16 protein-coding genes and 1 pseudogene are annotated in these 19,741 nt (G+C 61.4%); 7 read left to right on the top strand and 10 right to left on the bottom strand.

Annotated features, from left to right (window positions below; translation table 11 throughout):
• Positions 1-681: 681 nt before the first annotated feature.
• Positions 682-2,078 (top strand): IS3 family transposase gene (locus H4V95_RS12145; RefSeq protein WP_209728238.1). Its coding sequence is split into 2 segments (ribosomal slippage): positions 682-1,033 and positions 1,033-2,078, totalling 1,398 coding nucleotides; the frame shifts between segments, so codons are not numbered across the junction.
• A gap of 364 nt (positions 2,079-2,442) precedes the next feature.
• On the top strand, positions 2,443-5,133 hold the full coding sequence (locus tag H4V95_RS12140; protein ID WP_209730741.1) for an HAD-IC family P-type ATPase: 2,691 nt from the start codon (positions 2,443-2,445) through the stop codon (positions 5,131-5,133).
• Positions 5,134-5,327: 194 nt separating this feature from the next.
• On the opposite strand, the gene H4V95_RS12135 is transcribed toward H4V95_RS12140, so the two are convergent.
• The 7 genes and pseudogenes from H4V95_RS12135 to H4V95_RS12105 form a co-directional block, all read right to left on the bottom strand.
• Entirely contained in the window at positions 5,328-5,783 is a 456-nt protein-coding gene (locus H4V95_RS12135; protein ID WP_245345682.1) for a succinate dehydrogenase hydrophobic membrane anchor subunit, read from the bottom strand.
• The gene (locus tag H4V95_RS12130) at positions 5,780-6,364 is read right to left on the bottom strand and encodes a dTMP kinase (RefSeq protein WP_209730739.1); all 585 of its coding nucleotides are present in this window, start codon (positions 6,362-6,364) and stop codon (positions 5,780-5,782) included. The genes H4V95_RS12135 and H4V95_RS12130 overlap by 4 nt, the downstream gene beginning before the upstream one ends.
• 107 nt (positions 6,365-6,471) lie before the next feature.
• Positions 6,472-6,645, bottom strand: a complete 174-nt coding sequence (locus H4V95_RS12125) for a hypothetical protein (protein ID WP_209730738.1) — start codon at positions 6,643-6,645, stop codon at positions 6,472-6,474.
• A complete protein-coding gene (locus H4V95_RS12120; RefSeq protein ID WP_312884026.1) occupies positions 6,642-6,962 on the bottom strand; it encodes a winged helix-turn-helix domain-containing protein in 321 nt (106 codons plus the stop codon). Before H4V95_RS12120 ends, H4V95_RS12125 begins: the two co-directional genes overlap by 4 nt.
• A 342-nt stretch (positions 6,963-7,304) precedes the next feature.
• A pseudogene (locus H4V95_RS12115) lies at positions 7,305-8,571 on the bottom strand (IS110 family transposase).
• 518 nt (positions 8,572-9,089) lie between these two features.
• Positions 9,090-10,214 carry a TerC family protein gene (locus H4V95_RS12110; protein WP_209730736.1) on the bottom strand — a complete coding sequence of 375 codons (1,125 nt, stop codon included), beginning with the start codon at positions 10,212-10,214 and terminating at the stop codon, positions 9,090-9,092.
• 278 nt (positions 10,215-10,492) lie between these two features.
• Positions 10,493-11,071: a hypothetical protein gene (locus tag H4V95_RS12105; RefSeq protein ID WP_209730735.1), complete on the bottom strand. Its 579-nt coding sequence runs from the start codon at positions 11,069-11,071 to the stop codon at positions 10,493-10,495.
• Between the two features lie 498 nt (positions 11,072-11,569).
• On the opposite strand from H4V95_RS12105, the gene H4V95_RS12100 reads away from it, so the two are divergent.
• The 3 genes from H4V95_RS12100 (at position 11,570) to nrdR (ending at position 14,739) form a co-directional block, all read left to right on the top strand.
• The gene (locus tag H4V95_RS12100) at positions 11,570-12,670 is read left to right on the top strand and encodes a D-TA family PLP-dependent enzyme (protein ID WP_209730734.1); all 1,101 of its coding nucleotides are present in this window, start codon (positions 11,570-11,572) and stop codon (positions 12,668-12,670) included.
• 97 nt (positions 12,671-12,767) lie between these two features.
• Positions 12,768-14,144, top strand: a complete 1,377-nt coding sequence (gene hisD / locus H4V95_RS12095) for a histidinol dehydrogenase (protein ID WP_312884024.1) — start codon at positions 12,768-12,770, stop codon at positions 14,142-14,144.
• 97 nt (positions 14,145-14,241) lie between these two features.
• On the top strand, positions 14,242-14,739 hold the full coding sequence (gene nrdR, locus H4V95_RS12090) for a transcriptional regulator NrdR (RefSeq protein ID WP_196866607.1): 498 nt from the start codon (positions 14,242-14,244) through the stop codon (positions 14,737-14,739).
• A 289-nt stretch (positions 14,740-15,028) separates the two neighbouring features.
• Here nrdR and ppgK read toward each other — a convergent pair whose 3' ends face one another.
• On the bottom strand, positions 15,029-15,868 hold the full coding sequence (gene ppgK, locus H4V95_RS12085; RefSeq protein WP_196866608.1) for a polyphosphate--glucose phosphotransferase: 840 nt from the start codon (positions 15,866-15,868) through the stop codon (positions 15,029-15,031).
• A 62-nt stretch (positions 15,869-15,930) separates the two neighbouring features.
• Positions 15,931-16,809 (bottom strand): type I methionyl aminopeptidase, encoded by an 879-nt coding sequence (map, locus tag H4V95_RS12080; RefSeq protein ID WP_196866609.1) that lies wholly within the window; start codon positions 16,807-16,809, stop codon positions 15,931-15,933.
• A 60-nt stretch (positions 16,810-16,869) separates the two neighbouring features.
• Here map and H4V95_RS12075 point away from each other — a divergent pair, with 60 nt between their 5' ends.
• Complete coding sequence (locus tag H4V95_RS12075) at positions 16,870-17,034, top strand: SPOR domain-containing protein (RefSeq protein WP_019481305.1); 165 nt, start codon at positions 16,870-16,872, stop codon at positions 17,032-17,034.
• A 1-nt stretch (position 17,035) separates the two neighbouring features.
• Here the strand turns inward: H4V95_RS12075 and panB are convergent, their stop codons facing one another.
• Entirely contained in the window at positions 17,036-17,920 is an 885-nt protein-coding gene (gene panB, locus H4V95_RS12070) for a 3-methyl-2-oxobutanoate hydroxymethyltransferase (RefSeq protein WP_209730733.1), read from the bottom strand.
• A gap of 116 nt (positions 17,921-18,036) precedes the next feature.
• Here panB and H4V95_RS12065 point away from each other — a divergent pair, with 116 nt between their 5' ends.
• Positions 18,037-19,650, top strand: coding sequence for an SLC13 family permease (locus H4V95_RS12065; protein WP_196866611.1), 1,614 nt, complete (start codon positions 18,037-18,039; stop codon positions 19,648-19,650).
• Positions 19,651-19,741 lie beyond the last annotated feature (91 nt).

The raw sequence follows: 19,741 nt of genomic DNA, 5'->3' as shown, positions 1-19,741 counted from the left end.
TGAAATTATTCTCGACGCTATTCCGTCCTTTGTTAGCCAACGATGCCGAATCTTCACCAACGATGCCGAATCTTTATGCAGGATCAAAGCACCACAACGCCGAAGTACCGTGCATTTCTCTTACTCAACCTTTCGTGGAAGTTCGAATTCGTCAGAATGAATCGTTCAGGAGTGGGCTGGAGCAAATCTGGCGACAAGAATCGCAACGTTGAACTAGAAAGTACCTCGAAGTGCGGTCCAATAAAGTCCATGCCGGGTTTTCGCAGGGTGCTGCACTGTCGTGGCTAAAGGTTCGCAAATGAATCTCACTGCGCATCATGCAGCGATCCGCACAGTTTTGCGAGATCTAGTGCCGCGGTGGGGGATCCCTCTATGGATCGTCGGATGATCCGCGACGCTAGGCAAGATGAAGTCATGTCACAACCGATAGCGGGGAACGTGAGCCATCTGCCAGGACGACCGAGCATGTTAGTGACCGACGGAGTGAGCCATTGTGGTTGAGATGTGGGATCGGTTGAACGTTCCGCAGCGGCTGGTAGCGCAGGCTGCAGCGGTTGCCCTACGTGTCAGGGTGAGTTGAGGCCAGTGGCTCATAGCAAGTCCGTCTAATTCGTAGGGCGAGAATCAGGATCAGAACCAATGTCTATCTCCACAATTTCCCGGGTGCGGGAAGATGGGTCCATGAGTAATTCTGGCCCTCGTGCCGGCGGTCCAAGGCCTCGAAGGTCGTTTACCCCGGCGCAGAAACTAGCCCATCTGGCCGCTTACCAACAGGCCTGTGACGATGGCTCCGGAGGCGGGGCGTACCTTCGTCGTGAGGGCATCTATTCCTCCCAGATCACTGAGTGGCGCAAACTCCGTGATGCAGGTGTGCTCGAGGGTAGGAAGCCCGGGGAGAAGATCGGCAAGCTTACCGCTGAGCAGGCCGAAATCGCCCGTCTACGCCGGCAACTGGAGGTGAATGAACGCACGCTGGCACGGACTCGGGCAGCGTTGGACATCATGGGAAAAGCACGGCAGCTTTTGGAGGAAATCTCCGAAAGCGAGGAGCAGCAGCAGTGGTACAGGAAACCCTGATGGGGGTTTATGCCGAACTCACAGGTGCGCATATCCCCACGCGGGAAGCGGCGGTCTTGGCCGGGATACCGCGGGCGACCGCAACCCGCAGCCCGCGGATCCCGCAGGCCGGGCCGATGCCCGTGTCTGTCCCGGCAAACAAGCTCGACCCGGACGAACGCGCCGGTATCCTCGCTGCCGTGAACTCTGCCCGCTTCGTGGATCTAGCCCCGGTCCAGATCTACGCGCAGCTGCTGGACGAGGGGACCTACCTGTGCTCAATCTCAACGATCTACCGGATATTGACTGAGAATAAGCAGGTCAAAGAGCGCCGCCGGCAGGCACGCCATCCGCCCAGGACCGTTCCGGAATTGACAGCGGCTGGCCCCGGGCAGGTCTACAGCTGGGACATTACCAAGCTTGCCGGCCCGGTCAGGGGTAAGTACTTCGATGCCTACGTGATGCTCGATATTTACTCCCGCTACATCGTGGGCGCATACGTCCATGCCCACGAATCCGGGGAGTTGGCGGTGGAGATGATGAAGGAAATCTTCGGTATCCACGGCATCCCGGAAATCGTGCACGCGGACCGCGGGACTTCTATGACGTCCAAGACCGTAGCTGTACTGCTCTCCGATCTGGAAGTCACCAGGTCACACTCCAGGCCCCGCGTATCCAATGACAACCCCTACAGCGAGGCGTGGTTCAAGACCTTGAAATTCGCTCCCGTGTTCCCTGAACGATTCGGCTCCCTGGCCGATGCGAGGGCCTTCATGGCGACTTTTGTCGAAGGATACAACCACAGCCACCGCCATACCGGAATCGGACTAAACACCCCGGCAGACGTCCACTACGGTCTTGCCGCGACGAAGGCCACCGAACGCTCCATCACTTTGGCCGCCGCACGGCAGAAGAATCCCGAACGATTCAGCACCGAAACGGACCCAAAAATACTCACCGTCCCCGGCGCGGCATGGATCAACAAACCATCCCAGGAAACCCAGACAGAAGCAGCCGCCTAACTCCCACTGGCCCCATTCACCTTGACAACTTCCGACAACGATCGGCTTACCCTGTGTGTCGTGGGTGCTCACGTTGGCACCATAGGAAGAGTTAGGTGGCTAGTCCCAGGTCTGGAACCGCCAATTCCTCTCACCAGGGATGGTGCAAAGCTCGCGTTCATCATCAGTCCTATGCGGTAGCGGGTCTCCTTCAATAGTGGCTTGATCCAATGCAGGCGGAAAGAGCCGAAAGGCCCGATTGCGGAAAGGCTTCGACGTGCGCCGTACGGGCAGCACTGGGACCCCATTGTCTTGTAAAAGTAAGTTGCAGAACTCGGTCCCAAGGTCCCTTGTCGGATAGTCGGTGTCCCAGAAGACTGAGCCTATGGCAGCCAAGTCCGCGGCCTCCGCGCCGAGCTCAGTTGGGCCGCCCTTATGGCATGCGATGAGTCCTGATGAGGTTTTCGCGGGTTTGTCCTCGGGCCCGCAAGGGCTCGGCAGTTCCGAAGCTGCTCGCCGACTGGCGGAACTGGGCGCGAATGAGTTGAGCTTTGCCAACGTGAGCCCCTGGTGGCGGGTGCTTCTTCGCCAGTTCATCAGCCCGCTGATCGGTATCCTGCTGGTGGCTGCAGTGGTGACGCTGGTCCAGGAGCACTGGGTGGACGCTGGCGCGATTTTCCTGATTTTATGCATCAACGCAAGCTTGGGATTTTTTCAGGAGCGAAAAGCCGAGGATGCGGTGCGCGCACTCCAATCGTTGTCTAGCCCGACGTGCCGGGTACTCAGAGATGGCGCCGAACAAGTGGTTCCGGGGCGCGACGTCGTTCTTGGCGACGTGGTGCTGTTGGAGAGCGGAGAAAGGGTGTCAGCCGACCTGCGACTCTTCGCGGTCAATGGCTTACAAGTGGATGAGTCGATGCTGACGGGGGAGTCTTTTGCGTCGTCTAAGCAAACAGCTGCTTTGCCAGCAGAAACTGGTGATGCAGATAAATCGAACGTGGCATTTAGCGGAACGTTCGTGGGGAACGGCAGGGGCAGAGGTGTTGTGATTGCGACGGGGGCAGGAACCGCGTTGGGGGAGATCAATGCCCTTGTTCAAGGGCCGACCGGGAAATCACCGCTGCAGTTGCTTACTCACAGCTTGGAGCGGCGCATCGGGATGATCGTCCTGGCTGCCATCGTCTTCATTTTTATTGCTGGGCTGGTGCTTGGCAATGATGTCTCCACAATGTTCCGCACCGCCGTCGGGTTGGCGGTGGCTAGCATTCCCGAGTCCTTGCCGATCGTCCTGACGGTGGCCCTGAGCCTGGGGGTGTCACGAATGGCTCGACGGAACGCGATCGTGCGTACCCTTCCTGCTGTTGAGACGTTGGGGTCCACAAATGTCATTGGCTCGGACAAAACCGGGACGCTCACTGAAAACCGCCTGACCGTGGAGAGAATCTGGACTTTCGACGGGATCTTGGACGTTTCCGGCGATGAGGGCGACGGCGCATCAATGGACCCGCCGTTGATTCGCGCTGTTCTGCGGGCCGGCGCGCTGACAAATGAGGCGACACTCTCTGCCGAGGACGAAGGCCTCGAATACTCAGGCGATGCGGTAGACGCTGCGATGGCCCGGATTGCTGTGGTCCGGGCCGCTATCAGCGAAGCGGAGCGCATAGCCGAACCGGCGGCTCATCAACCCTATGAGCCTCATCTGCGTTATTCGCAGACCGTCGTACAGGATGCTGACGGGCGTCGCGTCCTGTACGTGAAGGGGTCCCCGGAAGCGGTCCTGGATGGGGCTGTTGACATGGCGGCACCCGATGGCACAGCACCTCTAGATCCGAACCGAGTCCATGCGGCGAACGAGACGATGGGCCGCGAAGGACTACGCGTTATCGCTACTGGAACCCGAGTGCTTGCCGACAACGAGGAAGTGTCTTCACCGCTGCTGCCACCGACCGGCCTGACATTTCTAGGTATGGAGGGAATGACCGATCCGCCGCGGGCCGGAGTAGCTGATGCCATAGGGAGATGTAGGCGGGCCGGGATCAAGGTCATGATGATTACCGGAGACCATCCTGTGACCGCGACAGCCATCGCCGGTAGGCTCGGCCTCTCGACGGATAGGCCAGCACTAACCGGCGCCGAAATGGCGGCCCTAGATGACCATATGCTTGCCGCTCGCCTGGAGCAGACGTCCGTGGCAGCACGGGTTTCGCCTGTGGAGAAGCTCAGAATAGTGCGTGTGCTGCAGGCAAAGGGGAAAGTCGTTGCCGTCACGGGTGATGGGGTCAACGATGCCCCAGCCCTGAAGGCGGCCGCCATTGGCGTAGCGATGGGTAAGTCCGGAACAGACGTCGCCCGAGAATCATCCGACGTCGTGCTGACCGACGATAACTTTGTCACGATTGTGCACGCCGTGGAAGAAGGTAGAGTCACGTTCTCGGCCGTCCGTAAGACTACTTTTTTCCTTCTCTCCACTGGTGCCGCGGCTCTAGTAGCAGTGACGTTAAGCGTCTTCGCTGAGACGCCCCTGCTGTTCCTGCCGGTCCAGATGTTATGGATGAACGTCGTCACGAATGGCGCACAGGACATCGCTCTGACCTTCGAACCGGCAGAAGGTGATGAGCTTACTCGTCCGCCCCGCGCGCCATCCGAGGGCGTACTCTCGCGCACGCTGTGGTTCCGGGCCGGAATCACCGGCTGCTGGATGGCATTGGCTGTGACGTTGACTTTCGTCGTTGCTCTGCACAATGGGTATACAGAGACCCATGCGCGCACGTTTGCCCTGACCATGTTCGTGGTGCTCACTTTCTTCCAGGTCCACAGTTCCCGGGCTGAGAACAAGTCGATCTTCCAGCTTCGGTTGCTCGCCAACAAACCTCTCCTTTTCACCTCCCTGGCCGCCCAGACACTGCACTGGGCCGTCCAGACCTGGCCGGTCTCGGCAGACCTTCTTGGGCTTACGCCTTTGCATCCGTGGGAATGGCTTCTCTGTGTCGGCGTCGGCTCAACGGTGCTGGTTATCGTGGAGGCAGAAAAGGGTGTCCGACGCTGGGCACACAGACACGACGCACCAATGTTTTGACCAGAGTCAAGGACCCTCGAGACGACGATGATCCGGCGGCTGAAGGGTCACGCGAGAGTCTTTGTATGGTCGGCAGCGGCTATTCCCGTTCAGCAATCCGTCGTGGGAATCAGCTTCGGTAGTCGTATTCTGTTCCTTCTTCGGGAGGCTAGGGACCAGTCGCTATTGAGCCTTCGCGGTAGCTGATCTGATGCTCAGCTCGTCGCTTCTGGGCAGAACGTGGGGAGTGTTTCTGCGGGAGCGTTAGTGGGGCAGGGGTCGAAGGTGAAGATAACGAGTGTTCCGAGCACGATGATGGTTGCTGTGCAGATGGCCAGGAGGGTTTTCAGCACGAGGCGCGTTCGGGCTGCGCCCGTGTAGTCGTTGATGATCACGCGGAGGCCGTTGGTGCCGTGAAGCATGGCGAGCCAAAGCATGATGAGGTCGAACCACTGCCAGAAGGGGTTGGCCCATTTCCCTGCGACGAAGGCGAAGTCAATTTGTTGGATACCCTCGCCGAGAACGAGGTTGACGAAGAGGTGAACGAAGATCAGGATCAGGAGCAGCGCACCGGACCACCGCATGAACAGCCAGGCCATGAGTTCAAAGTTGCTACTTGCGAGCGGTCGGTGGCGGTAGGAGCTGATGGGAGTGCGGTGGGAGGAGCTCATGGTTGTAGTCCCAGACCGCATACCCCGAGTTCTTGCAGAATGTCGTCTACGACTTGCTCGGGGAAACGGTTCGCGTCGATGACGATGAAGGACGGAAATGCTTGAAGTGCCCGGTAGGCGTTGTCGAACATATCGAGGTGCTCGAGTGTTTCAGTATCCGCGGCCCGGCTACTCACCCTGGCGTGGGCGGTGTCGGCGTGGACAGCAAAATAGAAGACAATATCTGGGGCGGGAAGAAATTTGAGAAGTGTAGGCAGCAACCAGCCCGGGCGTAGGCCTTGTACCCGCCTCAGCGCGAGCTGACAGTAAAGGTAACGGTCCATAATGACCAACCGAGAACTGCTCCTTGCGCGTAAGTGCGAGATAACCACGTTTACGCAGCGTATACCGGTTTCTATCGCATCAAGCAGTATCCCAGGTGGGTGAATGTTCCAACGGTTGCACCATGAGGTGATGCTGCGTCGTCCGGACCGGTTGGTGGTGAAGACCGCGGGATAGGCCGCCGAGGAGAGTCGTTCGGCAAGTAGTTTCCCTGCCGTTGTTTTCCCTGCACCATCAACCCCGGTGAGCACAATTATCATCGTCTTTGGCTGCCCTCTTTGGTGTACCAAGTGACATCGTGTTCGTTCGTCATATCGCTTTCCGCCGCCTTACGTAGCCTCTCTCTGCTAATTCAGATTCAGGGCCGCTAGTCATCGTCTTTTTCGTTGTCCTGGTCACCGTTTTCGCCTTGCTCCTCGCCACCGTCTTGTTCTTCCACACCCGGCATTTGCGGAAGTGGCGTGTCGTTGCAACCGGTAAGGAACACGGTCCCGGTCAGGAGGAGACCAGCGCTCAGGAGTGCCGTGGTCCGGGTCTTCACGGTGTCTCCTTTCGGGAGTCTCCGTCGGTGGGCGCCAGAAGGTTCAGCAGTGCATCAATCTCTTGGTGCGCGATGGAGGGGTGGCGAAAATGTTGGTGCCTTTTCACTGTGTAGTGGGTCCGCCGTCCTGACTTGGTGCGGTTGAGGTATCCACTTTCTTCGAGGTCCGCGAGGATGTGAAGCGTTCCCCGCGGGGTGATCCCAACCGTCTCGGCGATGTCTTGCACTAACATGTCCGGATTGCTGGCGACGGTGATCAGAACGTGGCCGTGGTTCGTCAGGAACGTCCAGGGTGGACGGTGAAAGGTAGCAACCACTTGGCCTTCACCTCCAACAGCCGGGCTTTCGGCAGCTAAATCCGGTGAACTGGTGTGCGGCATTGCAGCGGTCCTTTCTATGGACGTCGATGAAGCTTCTTCTGAGCTTTGTGCTGTGTCGTCATTTGTTAGACACAGCACCTCCATCCCGCGTGTCAGCGCCCTGGGTAGTTTGATCGGTGTGACGATGACAGCCGCGCGTGCCCGGTGCGCGGCGCGGGGGGTGTCCCTATGTTCTTTGTCAAGCTGGTTGGGTGGTTTTCGGAGATTGGGGTTTGCCGGGTTTTTGGGCAGGAGGGAGTGGCCGGTGGCGCGTGGTCGGCCGGCTGCTGGGCTGGTTGTTTAGGCGGCTTTGACTGCGGGTGCCTCGTATAGCACTCCGTCGCGCAGCATCGCGAACAGTACATCGCAGCGGCGTCTGGCGAGGGCGATCAGGGCCTGATTATGCCGTTTGCCTTGGGCTCGTTTGCGGTCGTAGTACGCCCGTGAGACGGGGTCTTTCAGGGCCGCGAATGCGGAGAGGAAGAACGCCCGTTTGAGGATCTTGTTGCCCTTTTTTGAGGAGTGGTCTCCTCGGATCGAGGTACCGGATCGCCACGTCACCGGCGCGAGTCCGGCGTAGGATCCCAGATGCCCGGCGGTCTTGAATTCCTTGCCTGCAACCTCGGTAATGATCCGTGCTGCCGTCCTGACGCCGACCGCCGGTAGGGACGTCAGGAGTTCGTGAAGAGGGTGGGCCTCCACGATGGCTTCAACCTGGGTCAGAACCTCGGCACGAGAGGTGCGTAGTTGGGTCAGCTGCGCGGCGAGTTGGGGCAACACGACGCCGGCGGCGCCAGTGCCGGCCACGACTACGCTCTGCTCACCCAGAGCGGTGAAGATCTCTTCTGCCCAGCGCCTGCCGGCCCGCGGCGCGGACTTGGCCATGAACGCGGCGACCCGGCTCTGGCCAGCCCGGCGCAGAGCCTCAGGGGCAGGGTATTTCCGCAGCAGTTCGGCCATTACGGGGTGGTCCAGGTGCGGGCCGATGGCCCGTTCCAGGGCCGGGTGGATCTGCGTGAGGAGCCCGCGGATCCGGTTCGAGGCGGCGGTGGCCTGCTTGGCCAGGTCGTCGTCGAAACCGCAGAGCATTGACAGCTCTGCGGCCTGTTCATCGGCGACGGCAATCGAGCGCAGCGTGTGCGGCATGCTCCGGGCGGCCTCAGCAATGATGTAAGCGTCTCGGGCATCCGTCTTGGCCTCACCGGGGTGCAGGTCAGCGATGCGGCGCATCGCCAGGCCCGGCAGGTAACCGACGAGGATACCGGCGGCCTGCGCCACAGCGACCGGCAGTGCACCGATGGTGGCCGGCTGGTCCACGACGAGTAAAAGCGTGCCGTGCTTGGTGAGACTGTCGATGATCGCCCGCAGTTTCGCCTCGTCTTGCGGCAGTGCCTTATCGAGCAGTTTCTTGCCGTTCCTGTCCAACGCCACCGCGTGGTGGTTGGACTTACCGACATCGACGCCGATAAACACATCGACGAGTTCGTGATCCTTAATCACTACTACCTCCAGAGGTGAAACCCAATGAGACCGTGCTGGTCTGTCCTGCGGCCCCAGAGCTCGGCATCCACGTTACGGCCGACCTACCACGATGGTGTCTGCAGCTGGTCCGGTCCCCATTAGCGATCCTCTGGCGCCTATCGAACCCCGGTGACAACACCCCCCGGATCATACATTCGACTGGGGGACTCAATCATGCCAGGACCGACAGGCCAGCAACCCCGATTCTTGCTCGTTTAGGGGCTATAAGAAAGGTAACGGGGGCTGTGGCTCGGGCTGGTCGGGATCGTCTGAAAGACCTGGCGCCGTGCCACGCCACGCGGGTAGGTGTGAAGAATCCTGCCGCTATAAGGATTGGTTGTGCCTGGGCGGCAAGGATCTCAGCATCGCGGAGCAACCGGTGATAGATCCGTGCCACGGTCGCCGGGTCGGCGGTAAACGCCGGCCGCTGGATAGGTACCAAAAGAAGTAGTGGCCTGTCCTGGTCTGAAGCTACCCCTACCGCGGTATGAGCCACGATCGCTGCGTCCGTTTCATGAGTGATGATGGCAACAATGGGGCGACGTTGCGTTAGGACGATTGTATTCATCGCGAACCTCCGTCCTTGGTTGACACTTCGCGGTCAGCTTCGACGACGCCCTTGGTCTCACTCTCACCATCCGTATCTGCGGCATCGGATTGCTGGCGGGTGTGCGCTTTGGTCCGGCGACGCTTCCATACCGGTTCCAGCTCGATGTTCTCTTCGTCGGTGGCAACCCGGAAGGGCGGGTCCGTGGGCTGGGGGATGGATTTGCGTCCTTGACCGCGGGTAGCGCGCAGGCTGGCGACGACGGAAACCGTGATGATCGTTGCAACCACGGCCAACGAGACAGCCGTGGGGATGTAAAAAAGATCGATCTTCAGGAGCATCTTGATTCCGACCCAGATGAGCACCAGGGCCAATCCGACTTTCAAGTAGATGAATCGGTGTATCAGGTCCGCCAACAAAAAGTACATGGCGCGAAGGCCCAGAATCGCGAAGGCGTTAGCGGTGAAGACAAGGAACACTTCGTCGGTCACTGCGAAGATTGCCGGGATCGAGTCGACGGCAAAGACCACATCGGTGAACTCAATCAACACCAGCACCGCCAACAGTGGGGTGGCCAGGAGTACACCGTTACGCCGTACCAGCAACTTTTGTCCGTGGTACGCCTCGGTCATCGGTATGAAGCGGCGGAACCCGCGCAGCACCAGCGATTGTTCGGGGTTCAAGTGGTCATTTCGCTGCCGGATCATCCGATACCCGGTGTAGAGCAGGAAGGCGGCAAAGACGTACAGGATCCAGGCGAAGTTCTGGATGAGGACGGCGCCGGCGGCGATGAAAATAGCGCGGAATACCAGTGCTCCCAACACGCCTAGGAACAACACCCGGTGCTGGAACTCCCGAGGGACCGCGAAGTAGCTGAAAATGATGGCCCAAACGAACACATTGTCTACCGAGAGGGACTTTTCGATGAGGTAACCGGCGAAATACTGCTGGCCGAATTCGGCACCCCAGTTCATCCACACCAGCACGCCGAACGCGACTCCGAAAGCCACCCACACACAGGACCAGACGGCCGCTTCCCGCACGCCAATGACATGAGCTTTGCGGTGAGCCAAGAGGTCAACGGCGAGCATCACCACGATGAAGCTAAGCACCGCGGCCCACATCCAGAATGGGACATCCATAAAAAATCCTCCGATCGATTCGATCGGAGGTCTTTCCCGGCCAGTAAAGGCCTTGCCCGCCGGGCCGCTAAGGGCCGTAGTGACGACGGGACAATCAGGGGATACTCCCCTCCGTGTACAGAATAAGTGAAACATGCTTCATGTATCAGGGTCAAGGTGCAGCCAGATCCAAAATATCAAGCACTCGAACTCAGACCCCAGGTGAATAGGCTTTCGGGCTCCGATCGGAGGGGGCGATGGTGGGAAAACCTGATACGTCGTCGAAGGGGTGCGATTGGCTATCGATTGAGAAAGTGGGCATGGTCAAGAGCAGCCGAAAGATTCTTGTTGGTGTACTCGGGAAACTTAGCCCGCAGTTGTTCCATGTGGGGCCCGTTCCAGGAGCGCCACACGAGGGTCGAGGCGAATTTGATGACCTTGGCCGCACTGTGTTTTGCCGCTTTGATCTCCTCCAACGAGAAGACACTGCCTAGCTCGTGCTTTATGCCGATATGGCCGAGCCCGTCCTGAACATAGTGGTTGCCATACCTTGCGTTGAGAAGATGCAAGACGAACACTGCATTCAGTACATCGAGTTTCCTGGCTTCCTCAATTTCCGATTGCCGTCGCCGAAGACCGTTCTGCCTGTTCTCTTCGGCCCATTCCATCGCGCGGGTAAGTTCGCGTTCATAGGCCTCCGGCGCGAACCCCGGGGCGACGGACTGCATCCGTTCAATAGTTCGCTCCCTGGTCCATCCGTTGTACAAGTGGTGGCAGGCGTGCCAGTTCGAGCTGGCCCGGATCTGGTCCGCAGAGTGGGATCCGCTCGCACCTTCGAGATGTTGTTGGTCTTCCAAGCGATCGTTCTCATTCCCCATCGTTCGACTGTAGAGCACATCGACAATCCGATTTTGCATCGAGAAGATGCGCCACCCGGGATGAATACCTGCGGGCGGCCAGCGTCACGGGCTCACCCTCCCTGCGGAGGAGAACTGACCCACTAATCTATTCGCCTGGCACCCTGTGCAGTCTTGATTTCCTCGATACGAAGTCGAAGGAATACTGTCAATAGCACTAACGCATAGACCGCCAGTACTACGATTATCGCTACCACCAGAATGTATAAGATACCAATGATCCCTGCATATCCCATTCAGTAACCCCATCATTCTTCAGCTGATTATGCTCTGAGGCTTCGAGGCTAGCATTACTGCGGAATCACACGAAGCTGCGGCAGTATGCAGAAAGGGTAACTACCAGTGCGATGAGGGCCTCGGACTACCTTTCGGGTCAGACAATGGCCCATCATCCGAAACCAGCATCCGTTCGGAACCGGGGTAAGAAATGCCGCAGGGCCGGTGCCAGGAAGAGGAACAATGAGTGCTGTACCAGCTGAAATTGAGACCCCGGAGGTCCTGATTGACCGGGACGTTCTGGAACAGAACATTCACCGAATGGCGACCGTCGTGGGGGCCAAGGGAATGGACCTTCGACCCCATGTGAAGACCCACAAGATGCCGGAGATTGCCAAATTGCAACTCGCGGCGGGAGCGGTCGGACTAACGGTGGCGACCATCGGTGAGGCCGAGGTCTTTGTGCAACATGGTGCGAGGGATGTCTTTATCGCCTACCCCCTGTGGGTCACACCTCATCATGCTCGCAGGCTGGCCCAGCTCAGCTCCGTGGCCCGGGTTGCGGTCGGCACGGATTCGGTAGAGGCCGCGCAAGCAATGGGCGCGGCGCTTTCCGGCGCGGCCGAACAGATAGAGATCCTGGTGGAGATCGATAGTGGACACCATCGCAGCGGAGTCAGCCCATTACACGCTGTTGAGGTGGCCCAGTCGGCAACTGCTGCAGGTCTTCGGGTGTCCGGGGTCTTTACCTTCCCCGGGCACAGCTATGCACCGGGAATGCCGGTAAAAGCAGCCGAGCAGGAACAGCTCGCTCTCGACGAGTCAGCCAGCCTTCTGCGCAGTGCAGGATTCGACATTTCCAGGATCAGCGGGGGATCCACTCCCACGGCGGCCCTCGCTGGCCAGTCAGTGGCAAACGAGGTGCGGCCGGGTGTGTATGTCTTCGGGGATGCTCAGCAGCTGGAACTTGAACGGTGCACCCTCGACGAGATCGCGCTAACGATCGCGGCGACGGTCGTGAGCCGCCATGAGCGGCAGGGTTCAGCACCCCGTCGATGTGTCCTGGATGCGGGAAGCAAGATCATCGGCAGTGACCGTCCGGCGTGGGCGAGTGGTTTCGGGCGTCTCATGGACCATCCAGAAGCGCGCATCAGTGCGCTATCGGAGCATCACGCCACGGTGATCTGGCCAGAGGATAGTGAGCTTCCAGCGCTGGGAACACGTCTGCGGGTGATCCCAAACCACGTGTGCCTGACCATGAACCTTGTCGATGAGGCGACCGTTGTCAGTGGTGACAAAGTTATTGCCCGCTGGAGGGTCGACGCCCGCGGCAAGAACAAGTAGCCATCCTGCGGGCTCAGACTGGTTCTGATGGCCACGAGGCAAGGAGCGGCGTCAAAGCGACCAGGTCTCCGCTGGCGTAGCCCGGTAGACTCACAGGGTGAACAATTCGCTCGCTCAACAGTCTCCGACTGATTCCTTTACCGACTTCCGGACCATCGATCTGCGCGGCAGCGACCTCACCGGCGCAGCCCTTAGCGAGGTGATGCCACGTCCCGAGGTGGGTGGCTCCGGGGTGGAGGCGCCGGTCGCCGCGATCCTCGCCGATGTCCGGGAGCGCGGCCTCCTCGCGCTGCGGGAGCTGGCGCTGAAGTTCGACGGCGTTGAGCAGACGTCGCCGCGCGTTCCGCGGGAGGCGCTGTCACGGGCCCTTGCTGACCTTGACCCGGAGGTGCGTCTGGCGCTGGCCGAATCCATCGACCGCGCTCGCCGATTCGCTGCCGCGCAGGTCCCGGGCGATGTTGAGGTGGAGATCTCCCCGGGCGCCGTTGTGACCCACAAATGGATTGCCGTTCGCCGCGTGGGCCTTTATGTGCCGGGCGGTCTGGCCGTCTACCCGTCTTCGGTGGTGATGAACGTGGTGCCCGCGCAGGCCGCCGGAGTTCAGTCAATCGCGATCGCTTCCCCACCGCAGAAGGAATTCGGTGGGCTGCCACACCCGGTCATCCTCGCTGCCGCGGAGATGCTCGGCATCGCCGAGGTGTACGCGATCGGGGGAGCGCAGGCAGTGGCCGCGTTCGCGTATGGGGTGGACGGTGAGACCGCCGAGGACACCCTGGAACGCGTCGATGTGGTCACCGGTCCGGGAAACATTTTTGTGGCGACCGCCAAACGCCTGCTGAAAGGCACGGTTGGGATCGACGCCGAGGCCGGGACCACCGAAATTGCCGTCCTGGCCGACGCCGACGCCGACCCCCGGCTGATTGCCGCCGACCTCATCAGCCAGGCCGAACACGATCCGCAGGCCGCATCGGTGCTGATCACCGACTCCGAAGAGCTGGCCTCCATGGTCCGGATCCAGCTGTCAGCGCTGATCGCGACCACCAAACACGCCGAGCGGGTGCGGGAGGCATTGGCAGGGCAACAGTCCGGCACCATCCTGGTCGACGACGTCGAACACGGCATCGCTGTCTGCGACGCCTACGCTGCCGAACACCTGGAAATCCAGACAGCTGATGCTGCCGGGGTCGCCGCGCGGATCCGCAATGCCGGAGCAGTCTTCGTGGGCGAGTACAGCCCGGTCAGCCTGGGCGACTATTGCGCCGGGTCCAACCACGTCCTCCCGACCGGAGGGACCGCGACGTTCGCCTCCGGGCTCAACGTGACGACCTTCCTCAAAGCGGTCCAGGTGATCAATTACGACAGGGCAGCGCTGGCGGACGTCAGCCAGCACATCACCAGCCTGGCCGACGCCGAGGACCTCCCGGCCCACGGCGACGCCGTCACCGTCCGGTTCAGCCGAAACCACAACATGTAGTAATGACACTGTTGTAGTTTTCCCATATCTAGTTCTAGAATGGTGATATTGCACACGGTGGCCCCGCTACCGATCACCACCGATTGAAAGGCGCGGCATGTTTTGTCCCTTTTGCCGTAACGCCGATTCGCGGGTGGTCGACAGCCGGTTGGCTGACGACGGTTCAGCCATCAGGCGCCGTCGCCAGTGCCCGGAGTGCGGACGGCGGTTCACCACGGTCGAGACCACGAGCCTGAGCGTTATCAAACGCTCCGGTGTCGGCGAGCCTTTCAGCCGCAGCAAGGTCATCAACGGTGCCCGGAAGGCCTGTCAGGGCAGGCCGGTCACCGAAGACGATCTGGCCCTCCTGGCGCAGGAGGTCGAGGAGTCGATTCGTGCCAGCGGTGCCGCGGAAATCGACGCCCACGAGGTAGGGCTGGCAATTCTTGGTCCGCTGCAGAAGCTGGATCAGGTGGCCTACCTCCGGTTTGCCAGCGTGTATCAGGGATTCGACTCACTCGAGGACTTCGAGTCGGCTATCGCGAAGCTGCGCCGCGAGGCCGGCGAGGACCAGTCCGGCCCCACCGGCGCCCAAAGGCCGCTGACCGCGCGGTAACACCATGCTCCGGTGGTGGCTGCGGAGGGGAAGCCGACGCCACCACCGGCACCACTTCTTCACCATGCCAGGCCCCCGCGCCTACCCCCGCATTTCGTGGCGGGTCAGCGCCCACCGCTCACTGGCAGGATTGCCCGGTGATGTGGGACGCCACGCCGACAGGCCAGCACATCCACCGCACCCTTGGTCGCCGCATGGTGCACCCAGATGCCGGGAGCCCGCCTGTACCCCGGTGGAGGAGATCAGGTTGCGGGAACCAGGACCCCACCGGGGTGGTCAGGCATGGGAATCAGGCATCGGGGACGGCCGTCGCCAGCTTCGCGAGCCGCTTGAAGTGCAGGGCTGCCTGCAGGGCGGCACCCACGATGCCGGCCTGATTCTTCAGCTCGGCCGGGATGATGCGAGTGCGCAGGTTCAGCGCGGGCAGGTATTCCTTGCTGCGCTTGGAGATACCGCCGCCAATGATGAACAGTTCCGGCGAGAACAGGAACTCGACGTGTGAGAAGTACCGCTGGAGACGGACCGCGTACTCGTCCCAGTCGATCCCATCGCGTTCGCGGGCAACCGCAGAAGCACGGGTTTCGGCGTCGTACCCGTCAATCTCCAGATGGCCAAGTTCAGCGTTGGGCACCAGCTTCCCGTCGAAAATGAACGCGGACCCGATCCCTGTGCCCAGGGTGATGACCAACACCGTGCCGTCGATCCCCTTGCCAGCCCCGTACCGCACTTCGGCGAGGCCAGCGGCGTCAGCGTCGTTGATGACGTGAACGTCGCGGCCGAGAACCTTGCTGAACAGACCGTCAACGTCGGTGTTCACCCAGCTCTGGTCCACGTTGGCCGCCGACCGGGCGATACCATGCTGGATGATCGCGGGGAAGGTGACACCGATCGGGACGTCGGCCGCCGGTGCGTTGGGCCGGGTGGAGAGCTCCGCGACGATGTGCGACACCACCTCGGCCACCGCCTCCGGGGTGGATGGTTGAGGGGTGGGGACCCGGTAACGCTCACCGACGATCTCGCCAGCCACCAGGTCAACAATGCCGCCCTTGATGCCGGTCCCACCGATATCAATTCCGATGACGGTGTTGGGCAGGTGCTTGCCCTGCTTCTTCTCGGTACTTTTGCCCACGTTTATCTCCAGGGGTAGGTCATGGGTCGCCGGCGCAGCAGGGTGCCGCTGGAACCCGATGGCTAAGGGACGGTCAAAACTTCGGCGCCGCTGTCGGTCACCAGCAGGGTGTGCTCAAACTGTGCGGTGCGCTGGCGATCCTTGGTGACCACGGTCCACTCATCCGCCCACATGTCCCACTCGATGGTTCCGAGGGTGAGCATCGGCTCGATGGTGAACGTCATCCCCGGCTCGATGACCCGGTTGTAGGCCGGCGCGGCGTCGTAATGGGGGATGATCAGCCCGGTGTGGAACGCTTCACCGACGCCGTGCCCGGTGAAGTCGCGCACCACGCCGTAACCAAACCGTCGGGCGTAGGACTCGATGGCCCGCCCAATCACGTTGATTTCCCGGCCGGGGGCTACCGCCTTGATGGCCCGGTTCAGGGATTCCTTGGTGCGCTCCACCAGGAGGCGGGACTCGTCGTCGACGTCGCCCACCAGGAAGGTGTGGTTGGTGTCCCCGTGGACCCCGTCCAGGTACGCGGTGATGTCGATGTTGATGATGTCGCCGTCGCGGACCACCGTGGTGTCGGGGATGCCGTGGCAGATCACCTCGTTCAACGAGGAGCAGATGGACTTCGGGAACCCGCGGTAGCCCAGAGTTGAGGGGTACGCGCCATTCTCCACAAGGAACTGGTGTCCCACCCGATCCAGGTGGTCGGTGGTGACGCCAGGCTCAATGTGGCGTCCCACCTCGACGATGGCCTGAGCGGCCAGGCGGCTGGCCCGGCGGATCTTTTCGATCGTCTCCGGAGTCTTGACCTCGGACCCGGTGAAGGGTGCTGGCCCGCTGCGGCCGACGTACTCTGGGCGGGTAATGCTGGCCGGAACCGGCAGCTGTGGGCTGACGGTCCCCGGAACAAGCGTTCCTACGGGTGCGCTGACGGATTGCTGAGGCATACTCTTGATCTTATAGGCGGTACGGCGTCCCGCCGAAAGTGACCATCGAGGAGGACACCCATGGCCGAGTTCTGGTACAACGTACAGACCCACGAGATTGAAGAGGACGCACAGTCCGATTGGCGGAAACTGATTGGGCCTTATCCCACCCGGGCTGAGGCTGAGCGCGCCCTGGAGAAGGTGGCGCAGCGCAACCAGGCGTGGGACGCCGAGGACGAGCAGTAGCTCAGAAGCTGTGTTCCGGTCCGGGGAAGGTGCCGTTGCGTACTTCCTCGCCGTAGGTCGTCGCGGCCGCGGCCAGTACCGACCGCACATCAGCGAACTGCTTGACGAACTTCGGCTGACGCCCGGTCCGGACCCCTGCCATGTCCTGCCAGACCAGGACCTGCCCGGTGGTCGCGTTGCCGGCGCCGATCCCAATGGTCGGCACTCCGATGGCGCGGTCGACGGCGGCAGCCACGTCGGCGGGAACCATCTCCATTAGGACGCAGAATGCTCCGGCGTCGGCGAGGGCCACGGCGTCGTCAATCAGTTCCTGGGCGGCGTCACCCCGTCCCTGGACCCGGTACCCGCCCAGGGCGTGCTCGCTCTGCGGCGTGAATCCGACGTGGGCCATCACCGGGATTCCAGCGGTGGACAGGGCCCGGACGGTGTCAGCGTAATGCCGTCCGCCCTCCATTTTCACCGCGTGGACCCCGCCCTCCTTCATCAGACGCACCGACGACTCGATGGCCTGGGCGGGGGAGACCTCATAGCTGCCGAATGGCAGGTCGCAGACCACCAGCGCGCGGTGCGCTCCGTTGGTGACGGCGCGGGAGAAGATGATCATTTCGTCCACGGTGATCGGCAGTGTGGTGCTGTAGCCGAGTACGTTGTTCGCGGCGGAATCACCGACGAGCAGCACCTCGATGCCGGCGTCGTCGAAAATCTCCGCTGCGTACTGGTCGTAGGCGGTGAGCATCGCGAAGCGCCGACCCTCGGTCTTGGCCTGCTGGAGGTGATGGGTGCGGATCCGGGCCGGCGTCCGGGGCGTGGCGTCCACCGCTGGCGCGACGGCGTCGGCGTCCCGGGCGCCCGACCCGTAAGGTGCTGGGATCTCTGCTGAAGTCATACACCCGAGCCTACTTCAGACCCCCTGCCGGTATGTAGGCCGCAACATCCGTTATCGGTATGACCACCCGTGTTACGTTGTGACTCAAAACACGACGGCGTGCAGGAGCTGAACTTATGAGTGATCAGGCAGAAGAATCAAGAGCGGGCGGTACTTCAACAGCCGCCGCAACCGAGGGCGGCGAGCCGACCCGGTCGGCAGGGCGCCTCTGGATGGTGCGGGGACTCGGGGTGGCGATCGCCCTGGTGATCTACTTCGCCCTGGGCGGGTCTGAGCTCCCTAACGAGGCCCGGGCGGTCGCGGCTATTGCCGGCCTGATGGCCGTGTGGTGGATGACCGAGGCGCTTCCGCTGTCAGTGACATCGCTGCTGCCGATTGTCCTGCTGCCGATGCTCTCCGGATCGACGGTGGCAGAGGCGACGGCGCCCTACGCAAACCCCATCGTGTTCCTGTTCCTCGGCGGCTTCCTCATCGCCATCGCCATGCAGAAATGGAACCTGCACCGCCGGATCGCGTTGCTGACCCTGCGCCGCGTTGGCACCCATCCACGCCGGATCATCCTCGGACTGATGATCTCCACCGCATTCCTCTCGATGTGGGTCTCCAACACGGCGACCACGCTGATGATGCTCCCGATCGCGCTCAGCATCCTCACCCTCGTCGTCGAGAACAGCCACGGGTCCAAGACACCCACCGGCCAGACAGCCAGGGACCTCGACGCCGGCAAGTCCATCAGCGACGTCGTCAGCGACAAGGAGGTCCGCATTTTCGGTGTGGCCCTCATCCTCTCGATCGCCTGGGCAGCAACCATCGGTGGTCTGGGTACCCTCCTCGGCAGCCCTCCCAACGCGATCGTCGCCGGATACATCAGCACCGAACTCGGTGAGGACGTCGGCTTCGTCCAGTGGATGATGCTCGGTGTCCCGATCGTCGTCGTCTTCATCGGAATTGCCTGGCTGCTCATCACCCGTGTCATCTTCAAGTTCGCCCTCGAGGAAATCCCGGGCGGCAAGGAACTGATCGATTCCGAGATCAGCAAGCTCGGCACCATGAGCCAGGGCGAAAAGACCGTCCTCGTGGTGTTCGCGAGTGCCGCCTTCCTCTGGATCTTCCCGGGTCTCCTGTCGAACATCGGCGCGGTCGAGTCGGCTATGCCATGGCTTGGATCGCTGGATGACACGGCGATTGCGATCTCGGCGGGTATCGCACTGTTCATGATCCCGGCTGACAAGAAGGGAAACATGACCCTGGTCTGGAAGGATGCCGAAGAGGGCCTGCCCTGGGGTGTGCTGCTGTTGTTCGGCGGAGGCCTAGCCCTCGCCGGAGCGGTTGCGCGGACCGGGCTCGACGCCTGGTTCGGCGAGCAGGTCAGCGGGCTCGGCGCCCTGCCGATTGTGTTGCTGCTGGCCGTTGTGGTGACGATTGTACTGCTCCTGACAGAGATCACCAGCAACACTGCGACGGCAGCAACCTTCATTCCGATCCTCGGCGGCGTTGCCATCGGCATTGGTATCGACCCGCAGACGCTGCTCATTCCGGCAGCCCTCGCGGCCACCTGCGCGTTCATGCTCCCGGTCGGTACGCCTCCCAACGCGATTGTCTACGCCACCGGAAACGTGAAGATCACCGAGATGGTGCGCGGCGGTATTGTCCTCAATATCGTGGGCGTCATCCTCATCACGATCTTCACGGTCATGATTGGTCCTTTCGCCCTGGGCCTGGTGCTCTGACGTCACCCCGCCTGGCATAACGGTGGTGATCCTGCCGTACGAGACCCCGCCCAGTAGAGTGAACTGGTGGCCCGCCCTCGTGATGATGGGC

Source organism: Arthrobacter sp. CAN_C5 (genome assembly GCF_017875735.1).
GTDB lineage: Bacteria > Actinomycetota > Actinomycetes > Actinomycetales > Micrococcaceae > Arthrobacter_D.
This window is presented reverse-complemented; position numbering and strand designations above follow the sequence as displayed.